We start from the raw sequence: 15,875 nt of genomic DNA on the forward strand, positions 1-15,875 counted from the left end.
GGGGCGCCCCGGCATCCCCGGGACGTCCCCGGCGTCAGGCCGCGAGGCAGAGCGCGTAGGTGATCGCCGGCGTCAGCAGCGCGACGCCGTAGATCCCGGCGCGCACCACCTCCGGCGGGTGCAGCCCGAGGTCGCGCAGCGCGTGCCAGGTCCGGTGGCAGCAGTGCCACAGCACCAGACCGAGCGTGAGGCTGATCGCGAGCGCCCCGAGCGGGTGGGTGACGAACCCGGCCACGGCGGCGTGGACCTCGGCGGGCTCGCCGAACACCCCGAACGGCACCAGCAGCCCGAACACCACGACCAGCACCGGCACCGTGCACACGGCGAGCATCCCGCCACCGCCGAACAGGGCCCAGAGCAGCGGCTCGTTCGTCCGCCCCTCCCAGCGACGCATCAGGACCTCCCGAGCCAGAGCACGACGACCACGGCGAACGCCGCGAGCAGGACGTAGTGCGCGAGCACCACCCAGCGCCGGTGCAGGTGCCGGCGGCCGCGCCGCACCCGGACGACCGCCGGGGTCGCCTGGAACCAGGTCGTCGCGTGCACCACCGCCATCACCACGGCGACGACGGTGAGCACCACGACGGGAGGCCGCGTCTGCAGCTCGACCCACCGGGTGAACGCGTCGACCCCGCGGTGCGCGGACACCAGGCCGATCACGAGGTCGACCACGAACAGCCCGACGACGACGCTGGACGCCTCGCGCAGCGCGTACGCCCGGTACTCGCCGGTGGCCAGGAACCACGTCCGGCGGACGGACGGGCGGTGCGGGCGCCGCGCGGAACGGACGGCGGGGCCGGGCGTGGGCGGCGAGGCCGGCTCACGGGCGGTCACGGCCGGCCCCCGCGCCGCGGCAGCAGGAACTCCGCCGCCCACGCCGCCGCCGTAGCCGCCTTGGCCTGCTGGATCGCCGCCGCGGGGTCGACGCCCTTGGGGCACGCCGTCGAGCACGCCCCGACGAACGTGCACGCCCACAGCCCGTCCTCGCGGTCGAGCGCGGGCAGCCGGCCGTCGGAGCCGTGGTCCCGGGAGTCCTTGTCGTACCGGACGGCCGCCGTGATCGCGGCGGGCCCGAGGAAGTCCGGCACGAGCGCGACCTGCGGGCAGGCGGCGTAGCAGAGCAGGCAGTCGATGCACATCGCGTAGTCGTGATACGCCAGCATCTGCTCCGGCGTCTGCCGGTTGCCGGCTTCCCCGGGCGGGTCCTCCGGGTCCGGCACCAGCCACGGCCGGGCCCGCTCCAGCGACGCGAGGAACGGCTCGAGGTCGACGACGAGGTCCCGCTCGACCGCCAGGTTCGCGAGCGGCTCCACGACCAGCGGCCCCGGGGCGTAGTCCCGGACGAAGTGCTCGCAGCCGAGCCGCGGGGTGCCGTTGAGCACGAACCCGCACGACCCGCAGATGGCCATCCGGCAGGACCAGCGGAACGCGAGCGTCGGGTCGAGGTGGTCCTTGACCCAGGTGAGCGCGTCGAGCACCGAGGTGTCCTGGCCCCACGGCACCTCGTAGTCGACCAGGTGCGGCGCCTCGTCCGCGTCGGGGCGGTAGCGCTGCACGCGCAGGGTGATCGTGCCCAGCACCTCGCCGCTCACCGGTCCGCCCCCTCGGCCGTCGCGGCCGCACCCGCGGCGCCGTACGCGCGTGTCGCGGGCGGCGAGGTCGTGATCGTCACCGGCGTGTGCTCCAGGCGCGGCCCGTCGGGCGTCCACCACGCGCGGGTGTGCGCGAGGAACCGCTCGTCGTCGCGCTCGCCGAACCCGTCGAGCCGCTGGTGCGACCCGCGGGACTCCTCGCGGGCCAGCGCGGAGGGCACCAGCGCCTCCGCGACGTCGAGCATCGCGCCGAGCTCGACCGCGGCGGCCCAGTCGGTGTTGTAGACGGGGCAGGTGTCGACCACGCGCACCTCGGCGTACCGGTGCCGGAGCTCCCGGACGGTGGCCGCGGTGCGCTCCATGCCCGCGCGGGTGCGGAAGATGCCGACGCCGTCGTCCATCGCCCGGCCGAGCTCCTCGCGGATCTCGACCTGCGGCTCGGAGCCCCGGCCCATCAGGGACAGGTGCCGCGCCGCGGCGTCGGCGGCGTCCCGGCGCACCCGCGGGTCGGCCGGGGTCGGCTCGGCCAGGGCGAACGCCGCGGCGCGCTCCCCCGCCACCCGGCCGAGCACCACCAGCTCGGCGAGCGAGTTCGACCCGAGCCGGTTGGCGCCGTGCAGGCCGGAGGACGCGCACTCCCCCACGGCGAACAGCCCGGGCAGCGGCGTCGCGGTCGTCACGTCCGTCTCGATGCCGCCCATGGAGTAGTGCACGCTCGGGCAGACCGGGACGGGCGTCGTCGCCGGGTCGATGCCGAGGTACTGCTCGGTGAGCTCGCAGATCAGGGGCAGCCGCTCGCGCAGGTGCGCGCGCCCGAGGTGCCGCAGGTCGAGGTGCACGGCGTCGCCGCGGGGCGTCGGGATCGTCCGGCCCGCCTGCTGCTCGTGCCAGAACGCCTGGGAGAGCCGGTCGCGCGGGCCGAGCTCCATGTGCTTGTTCTCGGGCTTCCCCACCGGGGTCTCCGGGCCGAGCCCGTAGTCCTGCAGGTACCGGCGGCCCTCGGCGTTGAGCAGGGTGCCGCCCTCGCCGCGGCAGCCCTCGGTGATGAGGATGCCGGAGCCGGGCAGACCGGTCGGGTGGTACTGCACGAACTCCAGGTCCCGCAGCGGCGCCCCGGCCCGGTAGGCCATCGCCATGCCGTCGCCCGTGACGATCGCGCCGTTGGTGTTCTGCGCGTACAGCCGCCCCGCACCGCCGGTGGCCATGACGACGGCGCCGGCCTCCACCAGGACCGGGTAGCCCTCGCGCTGGTCGTAGGCGAGCACGCCCGCGACCCGGCCGTCCCGGACCACCAGCTCGAGGGCCAGGCACTCGTCCATCCGCGCGATCGACGGGTGCTGCAGCGACGTCTGGAACAGGGTGTGCAGCACGTGGAACCCGGTCTTGTCCGCGGCGAACCAGGTGCGCGGCCGGCTCATCCCCCCGAACCGCCGGACGGCGACGGCGCCGGCGTCGGTGCGGCTCCACGGGCAGCCCCACCGCTCCAGCCGGTACATCTCGTGCGCCGCGTGCTCGACGAAGTACTGCACGACGTCCTGGTCGCAGAGCCAGTCGCCGCCGGAGACGGTGTCCGCGAAGTGCTGCTCCAGCGAGTCGTCGGCGCCGACCACGCCCGCCGCCCCGCCCTCGGCCGCGACGGTGTGCGAGCGCATCGGGTACACCTTCGACAGCACGGTGACGTCGAGCTCGGGGTGCGCCTCCGCGACGGCGACGGCGGCGCGGAGCCCCGCGCCCCCGCCCCCGACGACCGCGACGTCCGTCCGGACCGCCTGCATCAGCGCGCCGCCGGGGAGGTCATCGCCAGCACGTCGAGGGCCTCGTCGAGCTGCTCGACGGTGAGCCGGCCCTCGTCGACGTGCCCGAGCCCGAGCACCGCCTCGCGGATCGTCAGGTCGTGCGCCACCGCGTGCTTGACCACCGCGGCCGCGGCCTCGTAGCCGATCAGCCGGTTCAGCGGGGTGACCACCGACGGCGACGACTCGGCGAGCTGCCGGCACCGCTCGCGGTCCGCGACGAACCCCGCGACGCACTTGTCCGCCAGGTGCGTCGCGCCGGTCGCGAGCAGCTCGACCGACTCCAGCAGGTTGCGCGCCATCACCGGCAGCATGACGTTGAGCTCGAACGTCCCGGTCGTGCCGGCGAACGCGACCGCGGCGTCGTTCCCGATCACCTGGGCGGCGACCATGAGCACCGCCTCGGGGATCACCGGGTTCACCTTGCCGGGCATGATCGACGAGCCGGGCTGCAGGTCCGGCAGGGCGATCTCGGCGAGGCCGGTGCGAGGGCCCGAGCCCATCCAGCGCAGGTCGTTGCAGATCTTCACCAGCGACACCGCGACCGTGCGCAGGGCACCGGACGTCTCGACCAGCGCGTCCTGCGCGCCCTGCGCCTCGAAGTGGTTCCGGGCCTCGGTGAGGGGCAGGCCGGTGTGGTCCGCCACCAGCGCGATGACGCGCTGCGGGAACCCGGGCGGGGTGTTGATCCCGGTGCCGACGGCGGTGCCGCCCAGCGGCAGCTCGGCGAGCCGGGGCAGCGCCGCGACCACCCGCTCGACGCCCAGCCGGATCTGCGCGGCGTACCCGCCGAGCTCCTGGCCCAGCGTCACCGGCGTGGCGTCCATGAGGTGCGTGCGCCCGGCCTTGACCACGTCGGCGTGCTCGGCCGCCCGGACCTCCAGCGTCTCCGCGAGGTGGCCGAGCGCCGGGAGCAGGTCGCTCAGCACCGCCTGCGCGGCGGCGACGTGGATCGACGCGGGGAACACGTCGTTGGACGACTGCGAGGCGTTGACGTGGTCGTTCGGGTGCACCGGTCGGCCGAGCCGCTCGGTCGCCAGGGTGGCGAGCACCTCGTTCACGTTCATGTTGGACGAGGTGCCGGAGCCGGTCTGGAACACGTCGACCGGGAACTGGTCCGCCCACCGCCCGGCCGCCACCTCCTCCGCCGCGGCGGCGATCGCGGCCGCCACGTCACCGGGCAGCACGCCGAGCTCGGCGTTCGCCAGGGCCGCGGCCCGCTTGATCTCCGCGAGCGCCGCCACGTGCCGGGGGTGCAGCCGGGTGCCGGAGATCGCGAAGTTCTGCACCGCGCGCTGGGTCTGCGCCCGGTAGCACGCGTCCGCGGGCACGAGGACGTCGCCCATCGTGTCGTGCTCCAGCCGGTAGCCGGCGGGGATCTCGGTCGGGGTCTCGGTCATCGGGCTCTCCTCGGTCCGGGCGGGGTGGGGGCGTGCGGGGGTCGGGCCGCGCGAGGGGCGCGGTCGTGCGCGGTCGTCACCACAGGCCGATCGCCTTCATCCAGAGGCCGCCGACGCCCATCCAGACGGCGATGTTCACGACGGCGACCACCCCGCCGGTGCGCCACCACCGCACGACCGGGACGTAGCCGGAGCCGAACAGCACCGGGGCCGGGCCGCACGAGTAGTGCGTGAGCGAGGCGAACAGGCTGGAGATGAAGCCGAGGACCAGGGCGGCGAACACCGGCGGCGCGCCGGCCATGATCGCGGTCGCGAGGAACGCCGCGTACATCGCGGAGATGTGCGCCGTGTTGGACGCGAACAGGTAGTGGGTGGCGAAGTAGACGAGGGTCAGCAGCACGAACGCCTGCTGCCAGCCCATGTCGCCGACCAGGGCGGCCATCTCCCCGCTGAGCCACGGGATGAGGCCGAGGGCGTTGAGCTGGGTCGCCATCATCACCAGCACCGCGAACCAGACCAGCGTGTCCCAGGCCTGGGTCTCGGACTTCACGTCGTCCCAGGTCAGCACCCCGGTGAGCAGGAGCACGACCAGGCCGATCAGGGCGGTCGTGGTCGCCGACAGGTCGAGCAGCGCGTCGCCGAGCGTCCACAGCAGGAGCAGGCCGACGATCGTGCCCGTCATCACCTTCTCCCCCGCGGACAGCGGCCCGAGCGCGCGCAGCGCCGTGCGCGCGCGCTCGGCGGCCTCGGGGGTCCGGCGCACCTCGGGCGGGTCGACGGCGCGCACCACGAGCGGGACGACGACCAGCGCGACGAGACCGGGGACGATCGCCGCCAGCGCCCAGGTGCCCCAGGAGAGGTCGACGCCCTGGTCGCCGGCGAGCTGCGCCGCCAGCGGGTTGCCGGCCATCGCGGTGAGGAACATCGCCGAGGTCACGGCGTTCACGTGGAACGCCGTGCTGGTCAGGTAGGAGCCGATCCGGCGGGAGGTCGGCCCGGGCTCGCTGCCGTAGGACGACGCGATCGACCGGACGATCGGCTGGATGATGCCGCCGGCGCGCGCGGTGTTCGACGGGGTGGCCGGGGCGAGCACCAGGTCCGTGGCCGCGAGGCCGTACGCGAGGCCGAGAGGGCTGCGGCCCAGCCGCGACACGAAGAACAGCGCGAGCCGGGCGCCGAGCCCGGTCTTGATGACGCCGCGCGAGATGAAGAACGCGACGACGATCAGCCAGATCGTGGTGTTCGAGAAGCCGGACAGCGCCTCGGCCGGCTCGAGGACGCCGGTGACGACCGTGGCCACCAGGCCGACGATCGTCACCGCACCCATGGGCAGCGGTCGGGCGATGACGCCGACGATGGTCGCGACGAAGATCGCGAACATGTGCCAGGCGGGCGCGTCCACGCCCTCCGGCGGCGGCACGAACCACAGGACGACGCCGACGACGAGCGGGATCGCCATCCGGACGAGCGGCACGGGCCGCAGGCGCTGCGCGGCCGGGGCCGCGGGGGCCGGCTCTGCGCCGCGCTCGGGGGCGGGCTCAGGGGCGGGTGCGGGGGTGGCCGAGGCGCCCGGTCCGGGCCCGGTGGTGTCCTGGTCCATGCGCGGGGGCCTCCGGTGGCGGGACGGTCGCCCCGGGCGGTGGTGCCCCGGGGCCGGGCGTCCCCGAGGCTGGTGGCCCCGCGACCCCCGGGGAGGTGGCAGACCGGGGCGAACCGGGCGTTGTGGTCGTTGTGGTCGCCGAACGGTCCCCGAGCGCGCACCCCTCAGCCGTCCGGCGCCGACCACTCAGCGCCCGCGGGTGGGTGCCGCGACGCTCCGAGACTGGGGAGCATGCCGTCCGCCGACCGCCCCTCCGCCCCCGGTGACGACCTGCGCGTGCTCGTCGCCCACGGCCGCCCCGGCACCGCGCGCGAGCACGTCCGGCTGGTGGACCGGGTCCCCGGCTTCCGCGCCGTCGGCACGGCGGGCGACGGCGACGCCGCGCTCGCCCGGGCCGTGCGCGGCGGGGTGGACCTCGTCCTGCTCGACCTCGCGCTGCCCGGCCGGCCGGGGCTGGACGTGTGCCGGGCGCTGCACCACCTGCGCGGCGCCCCGGACGTGCTGGTGGCCACCGCGGTCCGCGACCGGGCCGCGGTGCGCGCGGCCGTGCGGTTCGGCGCGGTCCACTACCTGGTGACGCCGTTGCGGTTCGCGGCCCTGCGCGAGCGGCTCTGCGGGTACGCCGCGTACCGCGCCGCCGTGACGGCCCGCCCGGCCGTCGTCGTCGACCAGCGCGAGGTGGACGCGCTCCTCGCGACGCTGCGCCCCTCGGCGCACGAGCACCTGCCGAAGGGCCTCGCGCCGGACTCGCTCGACCGGGTGCGCACCGCGCTGCGCGCCGCGGCCGGCGGCCTCACGGCCGACGAGGCGGCCGCGGCGACCGGGCTGGCCCGGGTCACAGCGCGCCGCTACCTGGAGCACCTGGCCGACCGGGGCGCGTGCCGGCGCGCGCCGCGGTACGGCGGCTCGGGACGGCCGCCGCTGCGCTACGTCGCCTGGTGACCTCGCTCGGCGGCACCGTGGTCGAGGACGGGCCGCTCCCGTGTGACAGACCGGCCGGGACCTGCGAGGGTCGCGGGGAGCCGCTGACGAGGGAGGACGCCGATGGCCGCGCCGTGGGTGCAGCACGCGATGTGGTGGCACGTCTACCCGCTGGGGTTCACGGGCGCCGAGCGCGCCCTCGACCCCGGCGCCCCGGTGACCCACCGGCTCGGGCACGTCGAGCGCTGGCTCGACTACCTGGTCGACCTCGGCCTCAACGGCCTGGCGCTCGGCCCGGTGTTCGCGTCGGGCACGCACGGCTACGACACCGTCGACCACTACCGGGTCGACCCGCGGCTGGGCGACCGCGCGGACCTGGACCGGCTGCTCGCGGCGGCCCGCGACCGCGGCGTGCGGGTGCTGCTGGACGGGGTGTTCAACCACGTCGGCGACCAGCACCCGCTGTTCCGCGCCGCGCTGGCCGCCGGCCCCGGCTCCGCCGAGGCCGACCTGTTCCGGATCCGCTGGACCGACGACGGCCCCGACTGGGACTGCTTCGAGGGGCACCGCTCGCTCGTCACGCTGGACCACGACGAGCCGCGGGTCGTCGACCTGGTCGCCGACGTCATGACGCACTGGCTCGACGCGGGCGCGGACGGGTGGCGGCTGGACGCGGCGTACGCCGTGCCGACGGCGTTCTGGGCGCGGGTGACCGAGCGGGTGCGCGCCGCGCACCCGGACGCCTACCTGATGGGCGAGGTGATCCACGGCGACTACCCGGCGTTCGTCGCGGAGTCCGGCCTGGACGCGGTCACCCAGTACGAGCTGTGGAAGGCGACCTGGTCGTCGATCGCCGAGCGCAACTTCCACGAGCTCGTGTGGACGCTCGGCCGGCACGACGGGTTCCTCGACCACTTCGTGCCGTACACGTTCGTCGGCAACCACGACGTCACCCGGATCACCAGCCGGGTCGGCGACGCGACGCTCGCGGGCCTCGCGCTGGCCGTGCTCGCCACGGTCGGCGGCACCCCGGCCGTCTACTACGGCGACGAGCAGGCCTACCGCGGGGTCAAGGAGGACCGCGCGGGCGGCGACGACGAGGTCCGCCCGCCGTACCCGCCGACGCCGGCCGACCTCGCCGGCCCCGACGTCGCTCCGGACGGCCGGGCCACGCACGACCGGCACGCCGCCCTGCTCGGGCTGCGGCGGCGGCACCCGTGGCTGCACACCGCCCGCACCCGGGTGGTCGAGGTGACGAACACCCGGCTGGCCTACGAGGCGCGGGCGTCCGACGGCTCCGGCACCGCGCTGCTGGTGGCGCTCAACCTGGACGCCGGGCCGTGGGCGCTCGGGGTGCCGGCCGGGGCCTCGGTGGCGGCGCACGCCGATCCGGCCGTCTCGCCCGGGACGCGACCGGGCCCCGGCTCGTCCGTGGACGTCCCGGGGCCCGGCTGGGTCGTGCTCGAGGTCTGAGGACCCCTACTTCTTGGCGGCCGCCTTCTTGCGGGGCGCCGCGGCCTTCTTGGCAGCCGGCTTCTTCTTGGGCGACGACGCGCGCTTCTCCGCCAGCAGCTCGACGGCCTGCTCGCGGGTGATCGACTCGGGCGTCGTGTCCCGCGGCAGGGTCCGGTTGGTCTCGCCGTCGGTGACGTACGCGCCGAACCGGCCGTCCTTCACCACGATCGGCTTGCCCGACGTCGGGTCCTCGCCGAGCTCGCGCAGCGGCGGCGTCGCGGTCGCCCCGCGGCCCCGCTTGGGCTGCGCGTAGATCGCCAGCGCCTCCTCCAGCGTCGTGGTGAAGATCGCCTCCTCCGACGGCAGCGTGCGGGAGTCCGTGCCCTTCTTGAGGTACGGGCCGTAGCGGCCGTTCTGCGCGGTGATCTCGGCGCCGGTCTCCGGGTCCGTGCCCACGACGCGCGGCAGGCTGAGCAGCTGCAGCGCCTCGTCGAGCGTGATCGTCTGCAGCGACTGCGACTTCAGCAGCGAGCCGGTGCGCGGCTTGGGCGCCGCCGCGAGCGCGCGCTTCTTCGCCGCCGCCGACAGGCCCGGGTCGAGCTCGGGCTCCGGCAGCAGCTCCGTGACGTAGGGCCCGTACCGCCCGTTCTTCGCGACGATCGTCGTGCCCGTCGTCGGGTCGGTGCCGAGCACGAGGTCGCCCTCGGGCTGGGTCTCCAGCAGCTCGCGGGCCTTCTCGGCCGTCAGCTCGTCGGGCGCCAGGTCGTCCGGCACCGACGCGCGGCGCGGGTTGCCGTCCGGGCCGGGCTCGCCGCCGGACTCCTCGATGTACGGCCCGTACCGGCCGACGCGCAGCGTGATCCCGTCGCCGATCTCGATCGAGTTGACCTCGCGGGCGTCGATCTCGCCGAGGTTCGCGACGAGCTCGCGCAGGCCGTCGCCATCCGGGCCCTCGGCCGCCGCGGAGCCGAAGTAGAACCGGGTCAGCCAGTCGACGCGGTCCTTCTGCCCCGCGGCGATTGCGTCGAGGTCCTCCTCCATCGAGGCGGTGAAGTCGTAGTCGACGAGCCGGTCGAAGTTCTCCTCGAGCAGCCGGGTCACGGCGAACGCGAGCCAGCTCGGCACCAGCGCCTGGCCGCGGCTGGTCACGTAGCCGCGGTCCTGGATGACCGAGATCGTCGCTGCGTAGGTCGACGGGCGGCCGATGCCGCGCTCCTCGAGCGCCTTGACCAGGCTCGCCTCGGTGAACCGCGGCGGCGGGGACGTGCGGTGGCCGTCGGCCGTGAGGTCCGACTCCGTGACCGGGTCGCCCTCGGCCATCTGCGGCAGCCGGGTCTCCTTGGCGCCCTCGGCGGCCTTGCCCTCGGCGTCGGAGGCGTACCGGTCGACGTCCCGGCCCTCCTCGTACGCGGCGAGGAAGCCGCGGAACGTGATGACGGTGCCGGACGCGGCGAACAGCGCGTCGGTCGGCGCTCCGGCGGTCGTGGCGTCGGCCGCGGTGCTGCCGGCGGGCAGCTCCGGGGCGGGCACCGTCGCGGCGATCCGGACCGAGGCGGTCGAGCCGCGGGCGTCGGCCATCTGCGAGGCGACGGTGCGCTTCCAGATGAGCTCGTACAGCCGGAACTGGTCGCCGGACAGCTCGCGCGCCACCTGGGCGGGGGTGCGGAAGTTGTCACCGGCGGGGCGGATCGCCTCGTGCGCCTCCTGCGCGCCCTTGCTCTTGGACGCGTAGACGCGCGGGGCGTCGGGGACGTGGTCCGCGCCGTAGAGCTCCGACGCCTGGCGGCGCGCGGCGTCGATCGCCTGCGTGCTCAGGTTGGGCGAGTCGGTCCGCATGTAGGTGATGTAGCCGTTCTCGTACAGCGTCTGCGCGGTGCGCATCGTCTGCCGGGAGGACATGCGCAGCTTGCGGCTGGCCTCCTGCTGCAGCGTCGACGTCGTGAACGGCGCCGCCGGGCGGCGGGTGTACGGCTTGGTCTCCAGCGAGCGCACCGCGTAGCCGGCGCCGTCCAGCGCGGACACCCAGGCCTGCGCGGCGCCCTCGTCCAGGTGCACCGGGCGGGACGCGCCGGAGCCCTTGAGCACGCCGTCGTCGCCGAAGTCGCGGCCCGCGGCCACGCGCCGCTCGCCGAGCTGCACCAGGCGGGCGCCGAACGACGGCTCGTCGGCGTCGGCCACCGCGAACGTCGCGGTCAGGTCCCAGTAGTCGGCGGCGCGGAACGCCATGCGCTCGCGCTCGCGCTCGACCACCAGGCGGGTCGCCACGGACTGCACGCGGCCGGCGGACAGGCCCTGCCGGACCTTGCGCCACAGGACCGGGCTGACCTCGTAGCCGTACAGCCGGTCGAGGATGCGCCGGGTCTCCTGCGCGTCCACCAGGCGGTCGTCGAGCTCGCGGGTGTTCTCCAGCGCGCGGGTGATGGCCTCGCGGGTGATCTCGTGGAACACCATCCGCTTGACCGGCACCTTGGGCTTGAGCTCCTGGAGCAGGTGCCACGCGATGGCCTCGCCCTCGCGGTCCTCGTCGGTGGCGAGGTAGAGCTCGTCGGCGTCCTTCAGCAGCCGCTTGAGCTCCGTGACCTTCTTCTTCTTGTCCGAGTCGACGACGTAGTACGGCGCGAAGCCGTTGTCGACGTCGACCGCGAACTTGCCGAACGGGCCCTTCTTCATCTCCGCGGGCAGCTCGCTGGGCTGCGGCAGGTCACGGATGTGACCGACGCTGGCCTCGACGTCGAAGCCGTCGCCGAGGTACCCGGCGATCGTGCGCGCCTTGGCGGGCGACTCCACGATGACCAGCTTGCGACCTGCGGACATGCGCTCCTGCTTCCTTCGGACTGCCGACCCGTGGTGCCGGGCGTGCGGGCGGCGACAGCATGCCACCGCCGGTGCGGGGGAACTCTACGACGTCGGTCCCACCCGGTCCGACCCCGAGGTGGCGGACCGGCGCAGCACCAGCAGCGCGCCGGACGACGCGGCCGCGACCGCGACGATGCCCAGCGCCCCGCCACCGTACGACGTCAGCAGCGCGGCTGTGGACCCGACCGGGTCGTCGGACAGCCAGGTGCGGCGCAGCGCGACCGCGGCGGCGCCCCCGGCGAGGGCCGTCACCGCGGCGAGCAGCCAGGCCGCCACGGCGGTGCCGGGACCGTCCCCACGGGCGGGCCGGCCGGCGCGCGGGACGGTGCGCAGGGCGGCCGTCGGCGGGCGGCGGTCGGTGGCGGTGTCGACGCCGAGCGCCAGCACCGCGCACGCGAGCGCGCCCCACGCCAGCACGACCAGCAGGCCCGCCACGACGTCCGACGGCCGGTGCCACTGGCCGACGAGCGTGCTGACGCCCGTGGCCCCCGCGTAGGCGCCGCCGAGCACCGCGGCCCAGGGCCGGGCGCGGGGCGGCACGACGAGCAGCACCGCCGCGGCGACCGAGGCCGCCGCCGTCGTGTGCCCGCTGGGGAGCGTGTTGAAGTCGGGGCCGTAGCCGAGGTCCGGCCGGTCGAGCACCCAGTGCTTGAGGACGCGGGTCGAGACGTTCGCCCCGGCCAGCACACCCGCGGCGACCAGCGCGAGGCCCCAGCGGCGCCGGACGAACGCGATCACCGCGCACGCGACGATCGCCGCCGCGATGAAGCCGACCGAGACCACGTCCAGCACCGGCTCGGCGACCTCCCAGAGCCGGTTCTGGCCGATGTGGGCGCCGTCGAGCGACGCCTGGTCGACCGCCTGCCCGTGCTCGGTGCCGACGAACACCCGCCACGTCACGCCGATGCCCGCGACGGCGACCAGCGCCACCAGCAGGGCCGACGCGACCCGGCGTGCGGTGCCGGCGGGGGTGCGCCAGCGGACCGGCGGGTCGACGCGGCCCGGACCCCCGTCGGCGGCCTCGGGGGCACGCCAGGGGGTCGCCGGGGCGGAGGTCGGGCGGGGCATGGCACCACGGTAGGCGAGCGGGTCGCCGCGGTCCGGGCGGCGCCGGGGCCGCACACGAATCCTCCACCGAGTCGGCGAGGGGCGTGCGCGGGCGGGGCCGGCATCTTCCCGGGGGCCCCGTCCCGGGTGCACGCTGGGCGCACCCGGCCCGCACGCGGCCGCGCACCCGCCGCCCGGGCCCACGACGACGAGGGAGTCCGTCATGCTCGACCTCAGCGAGTCCTTCAGCGGCTACTCGGTGGCGGACGTGCCCGCTGCCCGCGCCTTCTACGCCGACGTGCTCGGCCTCGACGCCGAGGAGCGCGACGGGATGCTGCTCCTGCACCTCGCGGGCCGGGACGTGCTGCTCTACCCCAAGGGCGAGGCGCACGTCCCCGCCTCGTTCACCGTGCTGAACTTCCCGGTCGCCGACGTCCCGGCCGCCGTGGCGGAGCTGCGCGGCCGCGGCGTGCGGTTCGAGCGGTACGAGGGCGCGCCGACGCAGACCGACGAGGACGGCGTCTTCCGGGGCGGCGGCCCCCTCATCGCCTGGTTCACCGACCCGTCGGGGAACGTGCTGTCCGTGATCGAGCGCGACTGACCGGCCAGCCGGCGCGCACCTGAGCGGCTCACAGGGTTCCCACAGGTCGACGTCAGGGGCGCCCCAGGTCGCGCGCCCATGCTCGTGCCATGACCACCTCCACGCTCCAGCGCGACGCCCTCACCCGCCCGGACGGCCAGCCGGTGCGGGCCCTCGTCGTCGACGACGAGGCCACCCTGGCCGAGCTGCTCTCCACCGCGCTCCGGTACGAGGGCTGGCAGGTCGAGCACGCCCTCACGGGCCAGGCCGCCATCAAGCAGGCCCGGTCCCTCGAGCCGGACGTGATCCTGCTCGACGTGATGCTCCCCGACCTGTCGGGCCTGGAGGTGCTGCGCCGCATCCGCGCCACCCACCCGCACGTCCCGGTGCTGTTCCTCACCGCGAAGGACGCCGTCGAGGACCGGATCGCCGGCCTGACCGCGGGCGGCGACGACTACGTCACCAAGCCGTTCAGCCTGGAGGAGGTCGTCGCCCGGCTGCGCGCCCTGCTGCGCCGCGCCGGCGCCGTCTCGGAGCGCGAGGAGGCCGTGCTGGTCGTCGGCGACCTGCGGATGGACGAGGACGCGCACGAGGTCAGCCGCGGCGGCGACGACATCCGGCTGACCGCGACCGAGTTCGAGCTGCTCCGCTACTTCATGCGCAACCCCAAGCGCGTGCTGTCGAAGGCGCAGATCCTCGACCGCGTCTGGCAGTACGACTTCGGCGGCCAGGCCAACATCGTCGAGCTGTACGTCTCCTACCTGCGCCGGAAGATCGACAAGGGCCGGACGCCGATGCTGCACACCCTGCGCGGCGTCGGGTACGTGCTCAAGCCCGCGGCGTGAGGGCCGCCCGGCCCGCGCGGTCCCGGTGGACGCTGCGCCGGCGGCTGGTGGCGGTCGTCGTCGCGCTGCTGGCGACCGTCGCCGCCGTCATGGGCCTGGTGTCGACCCTCGCGCTGCGCAGCTCGCTGATGACGCAGGTCGACCAGCGGCTGGAGGACGCGAGCCGCCGGGCCGCGGCCGCGCCCGACCGGCTCGACCGCGGGGCGGTGCCCGGTCAGCTGCCGTCGGGGGCGCCGACGGCGGGGGCCGACGACGGGTCGGGAGACGGGTCGCAGGCCGGCGACGGGCAGCAGGGCGGCGGCAGCATCCCGCCCGCGTTCGGGCTGCCGGGCCAGGACGTCGGCACGGTGAGCGTGTTCGAGACCGCGGACGGCACGCCGGTCGCCGGCTACCTGGACGCCTCCGGCGACGTGCAGGGCCTGACCGACGAGCAGCTGGCCGTGCTGCTCGCGGTCGAGCCGGGCCAGGACCCCGGCACGGTGGAGCTCCCGGACCTGGGCAGCTACCGCGCGATCGCCGTCGAGTCCGACAACGGCAGCACCTCGGTCACCGCCGTCCCGCTGGCGGGGATCACGTCGACCGTCGACGACTACGTCGTGGTCGAGGTCGTCGTCGCCGTGCTCGGTCTGCTGGTCGCCGCCGCGATCGCCACCGTGCTGGTGCGCCGGGAGCTGCGCCCCCTGGACCGGGTCGCCGCGACCGCGACCCGGGTGTCCGAGATGCCGCTGTCCCGCGGGGAGGTCGACATCCGGGAGCGGGTGCCGGACGAGGACACCGACCCGGGCACGGAGGTCGGGCAGGTGGGGTCGGCGCTCAACCGGATGCTCGGCCACGTCGAGTCCGCGCTCACCGCCCGGCACGAGTCCGAGACGCAGGTGCGCCGGTTCGTCGCCGACGCCAGCCACGAGCTGCGCACCCCGCTGGCCTCGATCCGCGGCTACGCCGAGCTCGTGCAGCGGCTGCCCGGTGACCTGCCCGACGACGTCGTGCGCGCGATGGGCCGCGTCGAGTCGGAGGCCCGCCGGATGACCACGCTGGTCGAGGACATGCTGCTGCTCGCGCGGCTGGACGCCGGGCGGGACCTCGACCTCGAGGAGGTCGACCTGGCCGCGCTCGCCGTCGACGCGGTCGCCGACGCGCACGCGGCGGGCCCGGACCACGCCTGGCGGCTCGACCTCGGCGCGCTGCAGGGCGGGGACGCCGGACCCGACGGAGCGGAGGAGGACGGGGCGGAGGACGACGGAGCGGAGGAGGACGGGGCGGAGGACGACGGGGCGGAGCCCGCGCTGGTGGTCGGCGACGAGCACCGGCTCCGGCAGGTCCTGGTCAACCTGCTGTCGAACGCGCGCGTGCACACCCCGGTCGGCACGACCGTGGTGGTGGCCGTCGCGCGGGAGGGCGACCGCGCGGTGCTGCGGGTCCGGGACGACGGACCCGGCATCGCGGAGCCGCTGCGGTCACGGCTGTTCGAGCGGTTCGCCCGCGGCGACGCGTCCCGGAACCGCGCCGCGGGGTCCACGGGCCTCGGGCTGGCGATCGTGCAGGCGGTGGTCACGGCGCACGGCGGCACGATCGGCGTCGACGGCACCCCCGGGGCGACCACGTTCACGGTGCGCCTGCCGCTCGCGACCGCGCCGGACGCGCTGCCCGCGGGAACCGCGGGGACCCCGGCGGTGGACTGAGGCGCGCGCGGCCGGCCGGCGCCCCTCGCCCCGCCGTCCGGAGGGATCCACCCGCACGGGCACACCCGGGCGTGCCGGTGCGGGTGGATCCCTCGGTCGCGGAG

Annotated in this window: 13 protein-coding genes; 5 read left to right on the plus strand and 8 right to left on the minus strand. The window is 75.7% G+C overall.

What is annotated here, in order from left to right:
- Positions 1–34: 34 nt before the first annotated feature.
- The 6 genes from frdD to FKM96_RS05770 form a co-directional block, all read right to left on the minus strand.
- On the minus strand, positions 35–394 hold the full coding sequence (gene frdD, locus FKM96_RS05745) for a fumarate reductase subunit FrdD (RefSeq protein ID WP_147794421.1): 360 nt from the start codon (positions 392–394) through the stop codon (positions 35–37).
- Positions 394–834, minus strand: coding sequence for a hypothetical protein (locus FKM96_RS05750; protein ID WP_168216888.1), 441 nt, complete (start codon positions 832–834; stop codon positions 394–396). Before FKM96_RS05750 ends, frdD begins: the two co-directional genes overlap by 1 nt.
- Complete coding sequence (sdhB, locus tag FKM96_RS05755; RefSeq protein WP_371300498.1) at positions 831–1,592, minus strand: succinate dehydrogenase iron-sulfur subunit; 762 nt, start codon at positions 1,590–1,592, stop codon at positions 831–833. Before sdhB ends, FKM96_RS05750 begins: the two co-directional genes overlap by 4 nt.
- Entirely contained in the window at positions 1,589–3,367 is a 1,779-nt protein-coding gene (gene frdA, locus FKM96_RS05760) for a fumarate reductase (quinol) flavoprotein subunit (RefSeq protein WP_147794423.1), read from the minus strand. Before frdA ends, sdhB begins: the two co-directional genes overlap by 4 nt.
- On the minus strand, positions 3,367–4,785 hold the full coding sequence (locus FKM96_RS05765) for an aspartate ammonia-lyase (RefSeq protein ID WP_147794424.1): 1,419 nt from the start codon (positions 4,783–4,785) through the stop codon (positions 3,367–3,369). Before FKM96_RS05765 ends, frdA begins: the two co-directional genes overlap by 1 nt.
- Positions 4,786–4,861: 76 nt before the next feature.
- Positions 4,862–6,385, minus strand: coding sequence for an anion permease (locus tag FKM96_RS05770; RefSeq protein WP_147794425.1), 1,524 nt, complete (start codon positions 6,383–6,385; stop codon positions 4,862–4,864).
- 231 nt (positions 6,386–6,616) lie between these two features.
- Here FKM96_RS05770 and FKM96_RS05775 point away from each other — a divergent pair, with 231 nt between their 5' ends.
- Positions 6,617–7,327, plus strand: coding sequence for a response regulator (locus FKM96_RS05775; RefSeq protein WP_147794426.1), 711 nt, complete (start codon positions 6,617–6,619; stop codon positions 7,325–7,327).
- A gap of 102 nt (positions 7,328–7,429) precedes the next feature.
- Entirely contained in the window at positions 7,430–8,779 is a 1,350-nt protein-coding gene (locus FKM96_RS05780) for an alpha-amylase family protein (RefSeq protein WP_147794427.1), read from the plus strand.
- A 6-nt stretch (positions 8,780–8,785) separates the two neighbouring features.
- On the opposite strand, the gene topA is transcribed toward FKM96_RS05780, so the two are convergent.
- Positions 8,786–11,575, minus strand: coding sequence for a type I DNA topoisomerase (gene topA / locus FKM96_RS05785; RefSeq protein ID WP_147794428.1), 2,790 nt, complete (start codon positions 11,573–11,575; stop codon positions 8,786–8,788).
- Between the two features lie 84 nt (positions 11,576–11,659).
- Positions 11,660–12,685, minus strand: coding sequence for a phosphatase PAP2 family protein (locus FKM96_RS05790; RefSeq protein ID WP_147794429.1), 1,026 nt, complete (start codon positions 12,683–12,685; stop codon positions 11,660–11,662).
- A gap of 202 nt (positions 12,686–12,887) precedes the next feature.
- Between FKM96_RS05790 and FKM96_RS05795 the strand changes: the two genes are divergently transcribed.
- From FKM96_RS05795 to FKM96_RS05805, 3 genes are all read left to right on the plus strand, one after another.
- Complete coding sequence (locus tag FKM96_RS05795) at positions 12,888–13,265, plus strand: VOC family protein (RefSeq protein ID WP_147794430.1); 378 nt, start codon at positions 12,888–12,890, stop codon at positions 13,263–13,265.
- An 89-nt stretch (positions 13,266–13,354) separates the two neighbouring features.
- A complete protein-coding gene (locus tag FKM96_RS05800; protein WP_147794431.1) occupies positions 13,355–14,089 on the plus strand; it encodes a response regulator transcription factor in 735 nt (244 codons plus the stop codon).
- A complete protein-coding gene (locus FKM96_RS05805; protein ID WP_210417374.1) occupies positions 14,086–15,771 on the plus strand; it encodes a cell wall metabolism sensor histidine kinase WalK in 1,686 nt (561 codons plus the stop codon). Before FKM96_RS05800 ends, FKM96_RS05805 begins: the two co-directional genes overlap by 4 nt.
- Positions 15,772–15,875 lie beyond the last annotated feature (104 nt).

Source organism: Cellulomonas sp. Y8 (assembly GCF_008033115.1).
GTDB lineage: Bacteria > Actinomycetota > Actinomycetes > Actinomycetales > Cellulomonadaceae > Cellulomonas.

Coding starts and splice junctions, on each gene's coding strand:
- frdD (WP_147794421.1), bottom strand. CDS start 394: ATGCGTCGCTGGGAGGGGCGGACGAACGAGCCGCTGCTCTGGGCCCTG.
- frdA (WP_147794423.1), bottom strand. CDS start 3,367: ATGCAGGCGGTCCGGACGGACGTCGCGGTCGTCGGGGGCGGGGGCGCG.
- FKM96_RS05765 (WP_147794424.1), bottom strand. CDS start 4,785: ATGACCGAGACCCCGACCGAGATCCCCGCCGGCTACCGGCTGGAGCAC.
- FKM96_RS05770 (WP_147794425.1), bottom strand. CDS start 6,385: ATGGACCAGGACACCACCGGGCCCGGACCGGGCGCCTCGGCCACCCCC.
- FKM96_RS05775 (WP_147794426.1), top strand. CDS start 6,617: ATGCCGTCCGCCGACCGCCCCTCCGCCCCCGGTGACGACCTGCGCGTG.
- FKM96_RS05780 (WP_147794427.1), top strand. CDS start 7,430: ATGGCCGCGCCGTGGGTGCAGCACGCGATGTGGTGGCACGTCTACCCG.
- topA (WP_147794428.1), bottom strand. CDS start 11,575: ATGTCCGCAGGTCGCAAGCTGGTCATCGTGGAGTCGCCCGCCAAGGCG.
- FKM96_RS05790 (WP_147794429.1), bottom strand. CDS start 12,685: ATGCCCCGCCCGACCTCCGCCCCGGCGACCCCCTGGCGTGCCCCCGAG.
- FKM96_RS05795 (WP_147794430.1), top strand. CDS start 12,888: ATGCTCGACCTCAGCGAGTCCTTCAGCGGCTACTCGGTGGCGGACGTG.
- FKM96_RS05800 (WP_147794431.1), top strand. CDS start 13,355: ATGACCACCTCCACGCTCCAGCGCGACGCCCTCACCCGCCCGGACGGC.